Below are 12265 nucleotides of genomic sequence, written 5' to 3' on the forward strand. Positions count from 1 at the left end.
CTCACGTTCATGGAGTTCGTGAGCCGTGCGGGGTCGGACGAGGGTGCCTCCCTCGCCGGCCGCACCGTGACCCTCACCGGGTTCACCGTCCCCGGCGACACCGGCCCCCGCCTGGCCCGCATCGCCATCTCCTGCTGCGCCGCCGACGCCCGCCCCCAGACCGTCCGGCTCACCGGTGACCTCGCGCCCACCCCCGCACCGGAGACCTGGCTCCGCGTCACCGGCAGCCTCGAACCCGGCAGCGCCGACGCCGCCACGAACTGGGAGCCCGCGCTGCGGGTGACCTCGACGGAGGCCGTCGCCGTGCCCGAGGACCCCTACGAGTACTGACCCGGCTCGCGGCGACGAGCCGACGTGCGACAGGCCCGGCACGCCTCCGATCGGCCGGGTCGACCTGGGTGGACGTGGGTGGCGCGTCGACCATCGAGGGCTAGGATCCCGACCCGATGGGACTGGTCTTCACCGCTGTCACCGGCGATCTCCCGATGGTCCGACGGGTGTGGTCGGCGAGCTGTGACGCCTCGACCGGCTTCAGCTCGGCGGTCAAGGCCTCGTCGATGATCGCGTTCGCGCGGACCGAGGCCGGGGTGACGGTGCACGTCCGCGGACCGGAGACCGCGGGCACGTCGCTGACCTGCCCGCAGGGCTGCGAGTTCTTCGGCGTGGAGCTGCGGCTCGGGGCGTACCTGCCGCTGCACCCACCCTCCGGCCTGACCGACCTCAACGACGCGGTGCTGCCGACCCTGCCCGGCGGCCGGATCCTGCTCGACGGCCGGGACTGGGAGATGCCGACCGAGCAGAACGTCGACGTCTTCCTCGACCGGCTGGCGCGCGCGGGCCTGCTGGCCTTCGACCCGGCCGTCGACGAGATCCGGCACGGTGAGCGACCGCGCGGCATGTCGGAGCGGACCGCGCAGCTCAGGTTCCGCCGGGCCGTCGGGATCTCGCACCGCAAGCTCGTCAGCATCGAGCAGGCCCAGGACGCCGCGCGGCTCCTCACGGCGGGGAGCTCGATCGCCGACGTGGTGACCGCCTGCGGCTACTACGACCAGCCGCAGCTCGCGCGGGCGATGCGGTGGGCGACCGGCCACACGCCGGGCGAGCTGAGGTCCGGCGTCTCGTTCCTGGCGCTGTGAGACGGGGCTTCGGTTCGGTACAAGACGGACCGGTCGGCCTGATGGTTCGCTCCCTGGCGTGCGAGAACAGAGCGAACACGGCGCCCCGCGCAGGATCGTCGGCTTCACCCACGCCACCCTCGACGGCTACATCGACGACCCCCAGAACTGGTCGTTCCCGTACTTCGACGAGGAGCTGCAGGACTACGGACTCCAGACGACGCTCGCCGCCGACGCGCTGCTGCTCGGCCGGCTCACCTACGAAGGCATGGCACAGGCCTGGCCCACCCGGGGCGGCGACCCCTTCGCCGACCACGTCAACGCGATCACCAAGTACGTCGTCGCCTCCCGAGAGGTCGACACGACGGCGTGGGACCCGACCGTGGTCGTCGCAGGCCCCGACCTGCTCGACGAGGTCGGCAGGCTCAAGCAGGCCGCGGGCGGCGACATCCTGGTCTGGGGCACCGGCAGGCTGACCGACGCCCTCGCCGCGGCGGGTCTGCTCGACGAGTACCGGATCTGCACCTCCCCGGTCATCAAGGGAGGCGGTGAACCCCTGTTCCGCTCCAGCAGCACCGGCACCGCCGAGCTCCTCGACACCAGGGTCTTCGCCACCGGCGCCGTCGTCCACGTCTACCGGCCTCTCCCCACGCCCTGACCCGAACCGACGGTCGCCCCGCGTGCGGTGGCGAGGCACCGCAGCTCGGGCGCCACCGCCGCCGAGCACACTGTGCGGAGCCCGCCCTTTCCTCCGCCAAGCCGCGCCGAGCTGCATCGACGTCCCTCGTGAGGGATGCGCGCTACGCGCAAATCACCGGTTACCGGATTCGTCAGCCGGTGTAACGCAGCCCGGTGACTGTTACTCCTCGCTGCCCTCAGCAGCACGGCGGAGAGGAGTGCGATGTTCCACCTGGGCTGGTTCACCAACCCACAGCCGAACGCGTGGGCGCCGGAGACGGGCGACCCGTGGGGCGGCCGGGACGGCGAGCCCGAGCGCTGGCAGAGCGGCGAGTTCTACGTCGACATGGCCCGCGCCCTCGATCGAGCCTGCTTCGACTACCTCATGCTCGAGGACCACGTCGTCGTCACGAGCATGCACGACCCGGTGCCGCGCCTCGACCCGGTGACCCTCGTCCCGCTGTTGGCCAGGGAGACCACAGGGCTCGGGCTGATCGCGACGGTGTCGACCTCCTTCACCCACCCCTTCGGTCTCGCCCGGACCTTCTCCAGCCTCGACCACCTCACCGGCGGGCGGGTCGGCTGGAACATCGTCACGACCAGCGAACAGTCAGCCGCGCAGGCCTACGGGATGGACCGGCTGCCACCCCACGACGAGCGGTACGAGCGTGCCGACGAGTTCGTCGAGCTCGCCACGCAGCTGTGGGACGGCTGGGAACCGGACGCCGTCGTGGCCACGCCCGAGCGCTACGTGGACCCGGCGAAGGTGCACCCGGTGGACTTCGAGGGCCGCTGGTACCGCAGCAAGGGGCTGCTCAACTCCGCGCGCCCGCCGCAGGGCAGGCCGGTGATCTGCCAGGCCGGGACCTCGGACCGCGGTCGGGAGTTCGCCGCACGCTGGGCGGAGACGATCCTCGTGGCGGCGTCGGCCGAGGACGACATCGGGTTCATGAAGGACATCCGCAACGACGTCCGGGCCCGCGCCGCCGCGGCGGGACGGGACCCGGACGAGATCAGCGTGATGTACATGGTGGAGCCGATCCTGGGCGAGACCGAGGAGATCGCGCGGGAGCGCAAGCGCCTGCGGAACCGGCCCACGGACGAGAAGGTCCACCGGATCCTGACGATGATGACCAAGTACGGCGAGCACGACCTGTTCGCCTACGACCTCGACTCGCCCCTCCCGCCGGGCATCGACGCGAGCACCAGCGAGGGCCACCGCAGCACCTTCGGCAACTTCCTGCGGCTGGGCCGCGACGGGACCAGGACCCTCCGCGAGATGTGCGGGGCCTACAACCACGACTGCGTCGAGCTGGTCGGCACGCCTGCGTCGGTGGCTGAGCGGATGGGCGAGGTCATGGCCGCTGTGGGAGGGGACGGGTTCCTCCTCTACGGCCGCCCGCTGACCCGCCACTACATCACCGAGATCACCGAGGGTCTGGTCCCGGAGCTGCAGCGCCGCGGCCTGACCCGCACCTCCTACGCCGGTCGGACCCTGCGCGAGCACCTGCGCGAGTCCTGACCACCCACGACGAAAGGCACTCGTGTGTTCCACCTCGGATGGTTCATCGCCTACGGCTTCGGCCCCCAGTCCTGGAACCAGACCTGGTCCGGCAACGGCGGCATCGAATGGAGCCGACCGCAGCTCTACGTCGACCAGGCTCGCGCGATGGAGCGGGCGGGCTTCGACTTCCTCATGTTCGAGGACTCCTCGATGGTCCCCGACCAGTACGAGGGCTCGATGCGCCAGTACCTGGCGGGACCGTCCTACGCCCCGAAGCACGACCCGGTCCCCCTGCTGTCGGTGCTCGGCACGAGCACGAGCAGGCTGGGGCTCGTCGCCACCGTCGCGACGCCCTTCTACCACCCGTTCATGGCCGCCCGGCTGTTCGGCACCCTCGACCACATCACCGAGGGGCGCGTCGGGCTGAACCTGGTGACCTCCTCGAACGTGCGTGCGGCCCAGAACTACGGGCTCGACGAGCACATCGAGCACGACCTGCGTTACAAGATGGCAGAGGAGTGGGTCGACTGCGCGAAGGCGCTGTGGGACGCGTGGGACCCCGATGCCGTCGTCCTCGACGAGGAGCGGGCCGTCTTCGCCGACGCCGACAAGGTCCGGGTGCCGAACTTCCAGGGCGAGTACTACCGCTCCCGCGGGCCGCTGAACGTCATCCCCTCGCCGCAGGGCAGGCCGGTGATCACCCAGGCGGGCGGGTCCCCGGCCGGTCGTGAGTTCGGTGCGATGCACTCCGACGCGATCCTGTCCAACGTCCAGGGCGGCCCGGACAAGATGAAGGCCTACCGCGAGGACGTCCACGAACGGCTGTTGGCCCATGGGCGCAAGCCCTCGGAGTGCAAGGTGCTGTTCCTGGTCAACCCGGTCCTCGCCGACACCGACGCCGAGGCCCAGGAGCGCTACCGGCTGCAGCAGCTGGGACTGTCCGAAGCGGCGAAGGGCAAAGACGGGATCGCAGGGAGGCTCGCCTCCATCTCGACCTGGAGCGGCATCGACTTCTCTCAGTTCGACCTCGACGCGCCGCTCCCCGACCTGACGACGAACGGTCATCAGAGCAACCTCGCGGACCTGATGGGCGCACGCGGGGACCGGACGCTGCGAGAGACGCTCGCCGCTTTCAACACCACCCGAACGCTCGATCTGGTCGGATCACCGGACACCGTCGCAGCACAGATGGCCGAGGCCATGCAAGAGGTCGGCGGCGACGGCTTCATGATCGCCAGCCCACTGACGCGCAAGGTGATCAGCGAGATCACCGACGGACTGGTCCCCGCGCTGCGCAGGCGGGGTGTCACCCGGAGCGGCTACGAGCACGAGCGGTTCCGAGACAACCTCCTCGCCTTCTGACACGGCGGGCCGGGGCGTCAGGAGGGCCGGGGCATGGATCGAGACGAGTACCGCGAGCAGTACGACACGGGCCGCACGGCACAGCAGGCGATCCGGCGCGTCTACAACATCCTGCGCGCCGCGATCGCGGACGGTCGGCTCCCTCCGGGGGCGCCGCTGTCCGAGCCGGAGCTCTGCCGGGAGCTGCAGACAAGCCGCACGGCGGTGCGGCATGCGCTGCGCACGATGTCCGCGGACGGCCTGGTCGCCCGCGCCCCGCGACGCGGCACGGTCGTCGTGCGGGCGGTGAACAGGCTGCCGCTGCGCGGCGGGTTCCCCCAGGACAGCGGCCTCGTCTCGCGCACACTGGAGACCCGCCTGGTCAGCTGCTCGCCGCTGCTCGCCGCCCGGCTCGACACCGACGACGTCGAAGTGGAGATGAGCGAGTATCTGCTCGTCCTGCACGGCGAGCCGGTCGGGGTCCAGACCGCCTACTGCCGGCTGGGCGGGGCGGAGGACTACGAGCCCGATCTCGTCTCCGAGGACCTCGCCGAGTACTTCACCCGCAGGCACGGCGGGGACCTCGCCGATGTCCAGAGCACGGTCGAGGCCCGGCTGTGCGACTACCGCACCAGTGTCCTCCTCGCCGTCGACGAGGGCGCCCCGGTCCTCGTCCGCGAACGGCTGCTCGTCGCCACCGACGGCCGGGCCGCCGAGCTCTCCTACACGACGTTCCGCGCGGACCGGGTCGCCCTGGCCACGCAGGAGTCACCCGCCTCCGCCCCCGCCACGGCGGCGGGCCGGACGCTCGACCCGGTGCCCGAGGGCGCGTACCGGCATCTCTTCACGGTCCCCACCCCTCCTTTCCGCACCGGAGAAGATTCCCCATGAGACCGCTACGTTCCCTCGGCGCCCTCCTCGCCGGCACCGCCCTCCTCGCCGGTTGTGCCGCAGGTGGCGGCACCGCCCAAGGCACAGGCACCGATGCGCCCGCCGAGATGGTGGTGGCCACGGGCGCCATGCCCGTGTCGGGCAACCCCGACCGGGTCGCCACCGGCGACTACTTCCTCAACACGCACGGCTTCCTGGTCCGCGCGAAGTACATCCCGGACGAGCGCTCGGGTCAGCTCAAGACCAGCGACTTCGAGTTCGAGGGGGTCCTCGCCGAGTCCTACGACGTGAGTCCGGACAACCTCACCTACACCTTCCACCTGCGGGAGGGCCTGCTCAGCCCCCAGGGCAACCCGCTGGACGCCGACGACGTCCTGTACTCCTTCGAGCGCAAGTGGAACGGCAAGGGCAGCCTCGTCGCCCCGATCTTCGCGCCCGCCCTGACCGACCCCGCCACCCAGATCACCAAGATCGACGAGTCGACGGTCGCCTTCACCGTCCGTCGGCCGGGCGAGGGCCTGCACCTGCTCTCCAACCTGTCCCAGGTCGCGGGGACGATCCTCGACCGCGAGGTGCTGGAGCAGCACGCCACGCCGACCGACCCGTACGCCGCGGACTGGTCCGCCGAGCGCACCAACCAGGCCTTCGGCTTCGGGCCCTACACCACCGAGTCGTTCACCGACGCCGAGTTCGTGCTGGCCGCCAACCCCGCCTATGCACTGGGCGCCCCCGCGGTCCCCAGGGTGACCTACCGGGTCGTCGCCGACGCGGCCACGCGAGCCACCGCGCTCACCGCCGGTGAGGTGGACGCCGCGCTCGGTCTCAAGCCCGCCGACATGGCCAACCTCGAGTCGTCGGACGCCGCCCGCGCGTACTCCTTCGACACGTCGGTCGCCATCCTCACCCTGCACACCGTCGTGACCCATGCGCCGTTCGACGACCTCCGGGTCCGCAAGGCCCTCGCGCTGGCGGTCCCGTACGAGGAGATCTCGGGCAACGTCTACCGAGACCGGATCCTGCTCACCCCCGGTCGGCTCGACCCCACCGCCCCCAACTACGACGGCGAGGGCATCGAGCCCAGCCGGTTCGACCCGGCCGCCGCGAAGGCGCTCCTGGCCGAGGCCGGGCATCCGGGGGGTGTCCCGTTCACCCTCACCGTCGGCACGACCGACCAGGCCGTCCTCGATGCCGCGGTCCAGCTGCAGTCCTTCGCCCGCGAGGGCGGCTTCGACATCACCATCGCCAACGCCACCGACGCCCAGATCGCGGCGGAGCGCCCGCAGGGCGTCTGGGACGCCTTCCTCGCCGTGCAGTCCGCCACCAACGCCTCACCGGCCTACCAGCTCGGGATCTTCTTCTCCAACGCGCCGTTCAACACCTCGCGGTGGATGGACGCCGGGCTGGACGCGCGCATCGACCAGGGCCTGCAGGTCAGTGACTTCGCCGGCTCCCAGGCGGGCCGCGAGTGGAACACCGCCGAGCGCTACCTGCTGGAGAACCAGCCGAGCATCTGGATCGGCCGCACCCAGCCGTCGAACGCCTTCGCCCCCTGGGTGCAGGGCGTCACGAACCGGATGGACAAGTCGCTCGACCTCACCATGGTGAAGCCCGCCTGACCCCGAGACCGCAGCGGGGTGCCGGGCGACCGCCCGGCACCCCGTCCCCCCTCCTCGAACAAGGAGAGCAGTGCCCATGACCCTCATCTCCGACACCTCGGCGGGTCTCGGGGCCGCCGACGCCACCACCGGGCCCGCGGTCGACTCCCTGCTCGCCGTCGAGGGCCTCACGGTCACCTACGGGGACGGCGGTCCGGACGATGTGACCGCACTGTCCGACGTGGACCTGCGCGTCGCGCCGGGCGAGCGGGTCGCCGTGGTCGGCGAGTCCGGATCGGGGAAGAGCACCCTGGGGCTCGCGATCGCCGGGTTCCTCGGCGCGGACGTCGCCGTGACGTCCTCCCGGCTGAGCTTCGCCGACACCGACCTCCGGACCCGACCCGTCACCCGGATCCCGGCCCACACCCCGGGCCTGTCGATGATGTTCCAGGACGCGATGACCTCGTTGGACCCGGTCTGGACGGTCGGCAGCCAGCTGCGCGACGCCGTCCGGGCGACCGGGCGCTCGTCCCGCCGCGAGATCCGCGACCGGACCGAGGAGTGGCTGCACCGGGTCGGGCTCACCGACACCGCCCGGGTCCTCGACGCCCGCCCCTACGAGCTCTCGGGCGGGATGCGTCAGCGGGTCATGCTGGCCGTCGCCCTGGCCGCGCGGCCCCGGCTGCTCATCGCCGACGAGCCCACCAGCGCCCTCGACGCCTCGCTCAGCCGAGACGTCATGGACCTGCTCGCGTCCCTCACCGCAGAGGACGGCACGGCACTCATCATGATCACGCACGACCTGCACCTGGCCGCGGAGTACGTGCACCGCGTGGTCGTGATGCTGCACGGGCGGGTGGTCGACGACGTGCCCGCCGCCACCCTGGCGGAGAGCGCCACCGACCCCTACACCCGCGGCCTGCTCGCCTGCGTCCCCACGCTGGACAGCGCGGACCTGCACCGCCTTCCGACCCTGGGCGACCTGCGCGAACGCGAGGAGGCGGCATGAGCGCGTCGGAGCGGGAGGGCCCTGCCGTGCCGACCGGTCGCGACCTGGTCCAGCTCGCGGCCGAGCACGTCGAGCGACGGTTCGGGCCGCGGCGGCGACCCTTCGTCGCGCTGCACCCGCTGGACTTCGTCGTCGACTCGACCCAGGCGGTGGGGGTCGTCGGCGAGTCCGGGTCGGGCAAGTCCACCCTGGCCAGGCTGCTGTGCGGGCTGGACCGGCCGTCGGCGGGGCGGGTGCTGTTCAACGGCGCCGACCTGGCGCACGTGCTCCGCAGCCGGGAGGGCAGGCACGACGTCCGCAGGCACGTCCAGCTGGTCGCCCAGGACACCTCGTCCTCGTTCGACCCGAGCCGCACCCTGCGGGACGCGCTGCGGGCGCCGCTGCGCGAGCTGTACGGCCTGGGAGACGCCGAGGCCGACGCGCGGATCGACGAGGTCCTCGACGGGCTCGCCCTGCGTCCGGAGCAGGTGGACCGCAGGCCGGGGGCGCTGTCCGGCGGTCAGCGCCAGCGGGTGGCGATCGCCAGGGCCCTGGTGGTCCGGCCGCGCCTGCTGCTCTGCGACGAGGTGGTGTCGGCCCTCGACGTCTCGGTGCAGGGCACCGTCCTCAACCTCCTCGCGGACTACTGCGACGAGCACCGGACGGGCCTGCTGTTCGTGTCCCACGGGCTGCCCGCGACCGCGTTCGTGAGTCGTGAGCTCGTCGTGATGCAGAACGGTCGGATCGTCGAGCACGGTCCGACCCGGCAGGTCCTCGACGCGCCCCAGCACCCGTACACGGCGACGCTCCTCGCCGCGCACGGCCGCACGGCGGCGGTGGCGTCGTGAGGCTCGCCCGCCACCGCTGGTGGCTGGCCCGGCTGGCGATGCTGCCCGTGCACCTCGCGGTGTTCGCCGTCGCGGTGTTCTTCCTCGTCCGCCTCATGCCGGGCGACCCGGTGCTCACCATCGCCGGCCCGAACGCCGAGATCGACCAGGCCACCTACGACCGGATCGCCGCGGACTACGGCTTCGACGGCTCCGTCGGCGAGCAGCTCGTGGGCTACCTCGGCGGGCTGGTCGGCGGGGACCTGGGTGACTCACTCGTGTCCCAGACCTCCGTCGCCGCCGAGCTCTCGACGCGGCTGCCCGCCACGCTGGAGCTGGTCGCGCTCGGCATGGTCGTGGCGTGTCTGACGGCGCTGGTGGCCTCGTACATCGTCGTGACCCGGCCGAGGACGATGGTGGCCCGGGTGCTGCGCGTGTGGGCCCGGGCAGCGGGCGCGGTCCCCGAGTTCGTGATCGGGGTCGCGCTCATCACCGTCACCTTCGTCTGGCTCCGGATCGCCCCGGCCCCGGTGGGGCTCACCGACCGACGCACCCGGGTCGGGGACCCGGTGACCGGCGCCCCACTGCTCGACTCGGTGCTCACCGGCCGCTTCGACGTCACCGCCTCCATCCTCGCCCACCTGTGGGTGCCGCTGGTGGTGATGGCGTTGGCCTTCGGCGACCTGCTGACCAAACACCTGGTCAGCCAGCTCGAGACGAGCATCGACTCCCCCGTGACCCGGTTCCGGGCGGCGGTCGGCGTGCCGCGGCGGCGGATCCTGCTCAGCGTCTACCGGCGCGCGCTCCCCGCCCCGGTCACGGTGCTGGGCGTGATGTTCGGCGCCCTGCTCGGCGGCGTCGTCCTGCTCGAGACGCTGTTCAACTTCCAGGGGTTGGGCCAGTACGCGCTGGCCGCGTCGAACGCTGTCGACCTCACCGCGCTGCAGGGCTTCCTGCTGCTCACCGCCGCCGTCTCGCTGGTCGTGTTCCTCGTGACCGACATCGCGGTCATGCTGCTCGACCCCCGCCGTCGACCCGGAGCCGGAGGCACCCGATGACGCTGATCGCCACACCCACGACCGAGGCCGCGCCGCACGCGGCCCGGACAGTCCGACGGCGCCGAGGTGGGGTGAACCCACGGCTGCGGGTCGTCCCGCTCGCCGTGATCGCCCTGGTGGGGCTGGCCGGTCCGCTGGTCGTGCCGCACGACCCGGAGACGGTCGTCGGGCCGCCCTCCGCTGCACCGGGCGCGGCACACTGGTTCGGCACCGACTCCGCGGGCATGGACGTCTTCTCCCGCACCGTCGCCGCGACGGGGACCGACCTGCTCATCGGGCTCTCGGTGATGGTGGTCGCCACGGCGTTGGGCATCGCCTTCGGGCTCGTCGTGGGCATGAACGAGGCACGCGACTCGTGGTGGGCCACCCCGACGCGCGGGCTCGCCCGGCTGGTGGACCTGGTGCAGGCGGTGCCCTTCCTCATCGCCGTCATCGTGATCCTCTCCCTGTACGGGACCGGCCTGGTGGCGATGATCGTGGTCCTTTCCCTGCTGCTCTCGCCGGTGCAGTTCCGGCTGACCCGCAGCGAGGTCCTGCGGGTACGCGGAGAGGCCTATCTCGACGCCGCCCGGCAGGCCGGGTACTCGGAGGTCCGGCTGGTCGTGCGCCACGTCCTGCCGAACGCGGTCCGGCCCGCGCTGGAGAACACCACGGTCATGTTCGGCGCGGCGATCATCGCGGTGGCGGGCCTCGGGTTCCTCGGCGTCGGCCTCGCACCGCCCACCCCGGAGTGGGGCACGATGATCTCCACCGGAGCCGCCGAGATCATGATGGGCCGCTGGTGGTCGGCGGTGTTCCCGGCGGCGGCGCTCGCCGCGGCCGTCGCCGCGGTCGTGTTCCTCTCCACCGCGCTGGTCGGGGACGACCGCGTGCGCTGAGACCGCACCGACGAGGGGCCGGGACCGTCGGTCCCGGCCCCTCGTCGCGTTCAGGACAGGTCGGCGACCGCGGTCGACCGGTGCAGCGCGTGGGCGACGACGTGGTCGGTCACCAGCGCGGAGTCGGGTCGGGTGAGGAGATGGCCCGCGCCGAACACCACGACCCGGGTCGACCCGGTGACCCCGAGGGTCAGGGCGCGGGAGGTCCCGGGCGGGACGCTCCAGTCCTCCTCGGCGGCCAGGATGAGCAGCGGGACCTCGATCCGGGCCAGCAGCGGGGTGAGGTCGCGCGAGGCGAGCCCCCGGCAGATGCGCTGGTACACCTCGGGGTCGGCCGCGCACACCGCCTCCCGGACGATCGCCACCTCCGCCGGGTTGGCCGCCTGGTAGTCGGGGGTGAACCACGCCTTCACGACCTGATCGGCCTCCGCGGCGAGCCCCTCGCGCGCCACGAGATCGGCGTGCTCGCCCCAGCCGAAGGGCCGTCCGTACTCGTGGTAGCGCTTGTAGGCGTTGGAGTGCATGGCGTTCGAGATCACGCCGAGCAGGTCGGCGAACGTCTGCGAGGCCTTCGGCGTGGTGCTCATGGTGGTCAGCGTCTCCACCCGGCCCGGGTGGTGAGCGGCCGCCCAGAGGGACACCAGACCGCCCATGCAGAGCCCGACCCAATGGGCGCGCTCGATGCCGAGGGTGTCCAGCAGCTCGAGGACGTCCGCGGTCAGCTCGGGCACCCCGATCGGACCGGCGGGCGCCGGGTCGGCACCGGGACAGCCGCGGTGCCGGTAGCGCAGGACGCGGAAGTGCTCGGTAAGGGCGGGCATCTCGGCGTCCCAGAGCTCCGGCCCGAAGGCGAGCGGGCCGTTCAGGAGCAGGACGGGAGCGTCGGGGGGGCCGTCGAGACGGTGCTGCAGGGCGACCATGGGCTACCTCCGTGGAGTTCGTCGGAGAGCCGAGCGAACGCCACCGCTGTATCCCGAGGTTCTCCGGGCCGTGAGCGATGCATTGCGCGAGAACGCGAGCTCCCCTCGTCCGCTCCGACCTGCAGAGGACCACATTTGCGCGCTGTGAGGTCGCGCGCACCGACCTCGCCTGCGGTCGCTCCTCCCCTCGATCACCCGTCGACCTCGCAGGGTGGCCGGACTCGCTCCCTGGACATCCGGATCGAGCCGCAGCCCGAACTCTCTGTCGGACGGGGTCCGAGGCTCAGCAGAAGGCGGCGAGGGCGATCATCGCCGCCCCGCCGACCGCACAGCCGGCACCGGCGGTCTTCGCGCAGAACAGCAGCCCACCCATCGCCCCGAACGCCACCAACCCGCAGCCGGTGCCGAGCCCGTCGAACGCCAGGGGTGTCGGCCCGGCCTCGAGCTGGGCACGGATGGCCGCACGGCTG

The 12265-nt window shown here is 72.2% G+C and carries 13 protein-coding genes; 11 read left to right on the forward strand and 2 right to left on the reverse strand.

All coding sequences use genetic code 11. From position 1 onward, the window contains the following. The 11 genes from H5J29_RS07685 to H5J29_RS07735 all read left to right on the forward strand — a co-directional run. Window positions 1-330 (forward strand): TIGR03943 family putative permease subunit (locus H5J29_RS07685; RefSeq protein WP_446686472.1); only part of this gene is annotated, 330 nt, incomplete at its 5' end. A 116-nt stretch (window positions 331-446) separates the two neighbouring features. Continuing rightward, complete coding sequence (locus H5J29_RS07690; protein WP_181780220.1) at window positions 447-1136, forward strand: helix-turn-helix domain-containing protein; 690 nt, start codon at window positions 447-449, stop codon at window positions 1134-1136. Between the two features lie 58 nt (window positions 1137-1194). Continuing rightward, window positions 1195-1773, forward strand: a complete 579-nt coding sequence (locus H5J29_RS07695; RefSeq protein ID WP_181780221.1) for a dihydrofolate reductase family protein — start codon at window positions 1195-1197, stop codon at window positions 1771-1773. 243 nt (window positions 1774-2016) lie between these two features. After that, a complete protein-coding gene (locus tag H5J29_RS07700) occupies window positions 2017-3315 on the forward strand; it encodes an NtaA/DmoA family FMN-dependent monooxygenase (protein ID WP_181780222.1) in 1299 nt (432 codons plus the stop codon). A 24-nt stretch (window positions 3316-3339) separates the two neighbouring features. Further along, the gene (locus H5J29_RS07705; protein ID WP_181780223.1) at window positions 3340-4659 is read left to right on the forward strand and encodes an NtaA/DmoA family FMN-dependent monooxygenase; all 1320 of its coding nucleotides are present in this window, start codon (window positions 3340-3342) and stop codon (window positions 4657-4659) included. Window positions 4660-4692: 33 nt separating this feature from the next. Further along, window positions 4693-5529 carry a GntR family transcriptional regulator gene (locus tag H5J29_RS07710; RefSeq protein ID WP_181780224.1) on the forward strand — a complete coding sequence of 279 codons (837 nt, stop codon included), beginning with the start codon at window positions 4693-4695 and terminating at the stop codon, window positions 5527-5529. Beyond that, complete coding sequence (locus tag H5J29_RS07715; RefSeq protein WP_181780225.1) at window positions 5526-7145, forward strand: ABC transporter substrate-binding protein; 1620 nt, start codon at window positions 5526-5528, stop codon at window positions 7143-7145. Before H5J29_RS07710 ends, H5J29_RS07715 begins: the two co-directional genes overlap by 4 nt. A 76-nt stretch (window positions 7146-7221) precedes the next feature. Beyond that, entirely contained in the window at window positions 7222-8133 is a 912-nt protein-coding gene (locus H5J29_RS07720) for an ABC transporter ATP-binding protein (RefSeq protein ID WP_181780226.1), read from the forward strand. Then, window positions 8130-8960 (forward strand): ABC transporter ATP-binding protein, encoded by an 831-nt coding sequence (locus tag H5J29_RS07725; protein WP_181780227.1) that lies wholly within the window; start codon window positions 8130-8132, stop codon window positions 8958-8960. Before H5J29_RS07720 ends, H5J29_RS07725 begins: the two co-directional genes overlap by 4 nt. Further along, a complete protein-coding gene (locus tag H5J29_RS34790; protein WP_181780228.1) occupies window positions 8957-9997 on the forward strand; it encodes an ABC transporter permease in 1041 nt (346 codons plus the stop codon). The genes H5J29_RS07725 and H5J29_RS34790 overlap by 4 nt, the downstream gene beginning before the upstream one ends. Window positions 9998-10068: 71 nt before the next feature. After that, the gene (locus H5J29_RS07735; protein ID WP_181780229.1) at window positions 10069-10875 is read left to right on the forward strand and encodes an ABC transporter permease; all 807 of its coding nucleotides are present in this window, start codon (window positions 10069-10071) and stop codon (window positions 10873-10875) included. Between the two features lie 50 nt (window positions 10876-10925). Here H5J29_RS07735 and H5J29_RS07740 read toward each other — a convergent pair whose 3' ends face one another. Both H5J29_RS07740 and H5J29_RS07745 read right to left on the reverse strand, forming a co-directional pair. After that, window positions 10926-11795: an alpha/beta fold hydrolase gene (locus H5J29_RS07740; protein WP_181780230.1), complete on the reverse strand. Its 870-nt coding sequence runs from the start codon at window positions 11793-11795 to the stop codon at window positions 10926-10928. Window positions 11796-12078: 283 nt separating this feature from the next. Continuing rightward, window positions 12079-12265, reverse strand: a 187-nt coding sequence (locus H5J29_RS07745; protein WP_181780231.1) for a hypothetical protein, incomplete at its 5' end; no start/stop codon positions are given.

This window comes from Pseudonocardia pini (assembly GCF_013870575.1).
In the GTDB taxonomy this organism is placed as follows: Bacteria; Actinomycetota; Actinomycetes; order Mycobacteriales; family Pseudonocardiaceae; genus Pseudonocardia; species Pseudonocardia pini.

Bases quoted from the DNA above. Each gene is read 5' to 3' on its own strand.
- H5J29_RS07690 (WP_181780220.1), top strand. From the start codon at position 447: ATGGGACTGGTCTTCACCGCTGTCACCGGCGATCTCCCGATGGTCCGA.
- H5J29_RS07700 (WP_181780222.1), top strand. From the start codon at position 2,017: ATGTTCCACCTGGGCTGGTTCACCAACCCACAGCCGAACGCGTGGGCG.
- H5J29_RS07710 (WP_181780224.1), top strand. From the start codon at position 4,693: ATGGATCGAGACGAGTACCGCGAGCAGTACGACACGGGCCGCACGGCA.
- H5J29_RS07715 (WP_181780225.1), top strand. From the start codon at position 5,526: ATGAGACCGCTACGTTCCCTCGGCGCCCTCCTCGCCGGCACCGCCCTC.
- H5J29_RS07720 (WP_181780226.1), top strand. From the start codon at position 7,222: ATGACCCTCATCTCCGACACCTCGGCGGGTCTCGGGGCCGCCGACGCC.
- H5J29_RS07725 (WP_181780227.1), top strand. From the start codon at position 8,130: ATGAGCGCGTCGGAGCGGGAGGGCCCTGCCGTGCCGACCGGTCGCGAC.
- H5J29_RS07740 (WP_181780230.1), bottom strand. From the start codon at position 11,795: ATGGTCGCCCTGCAGCACCGTCTCGACGGCCCCCCCGACGCTCCCGTC.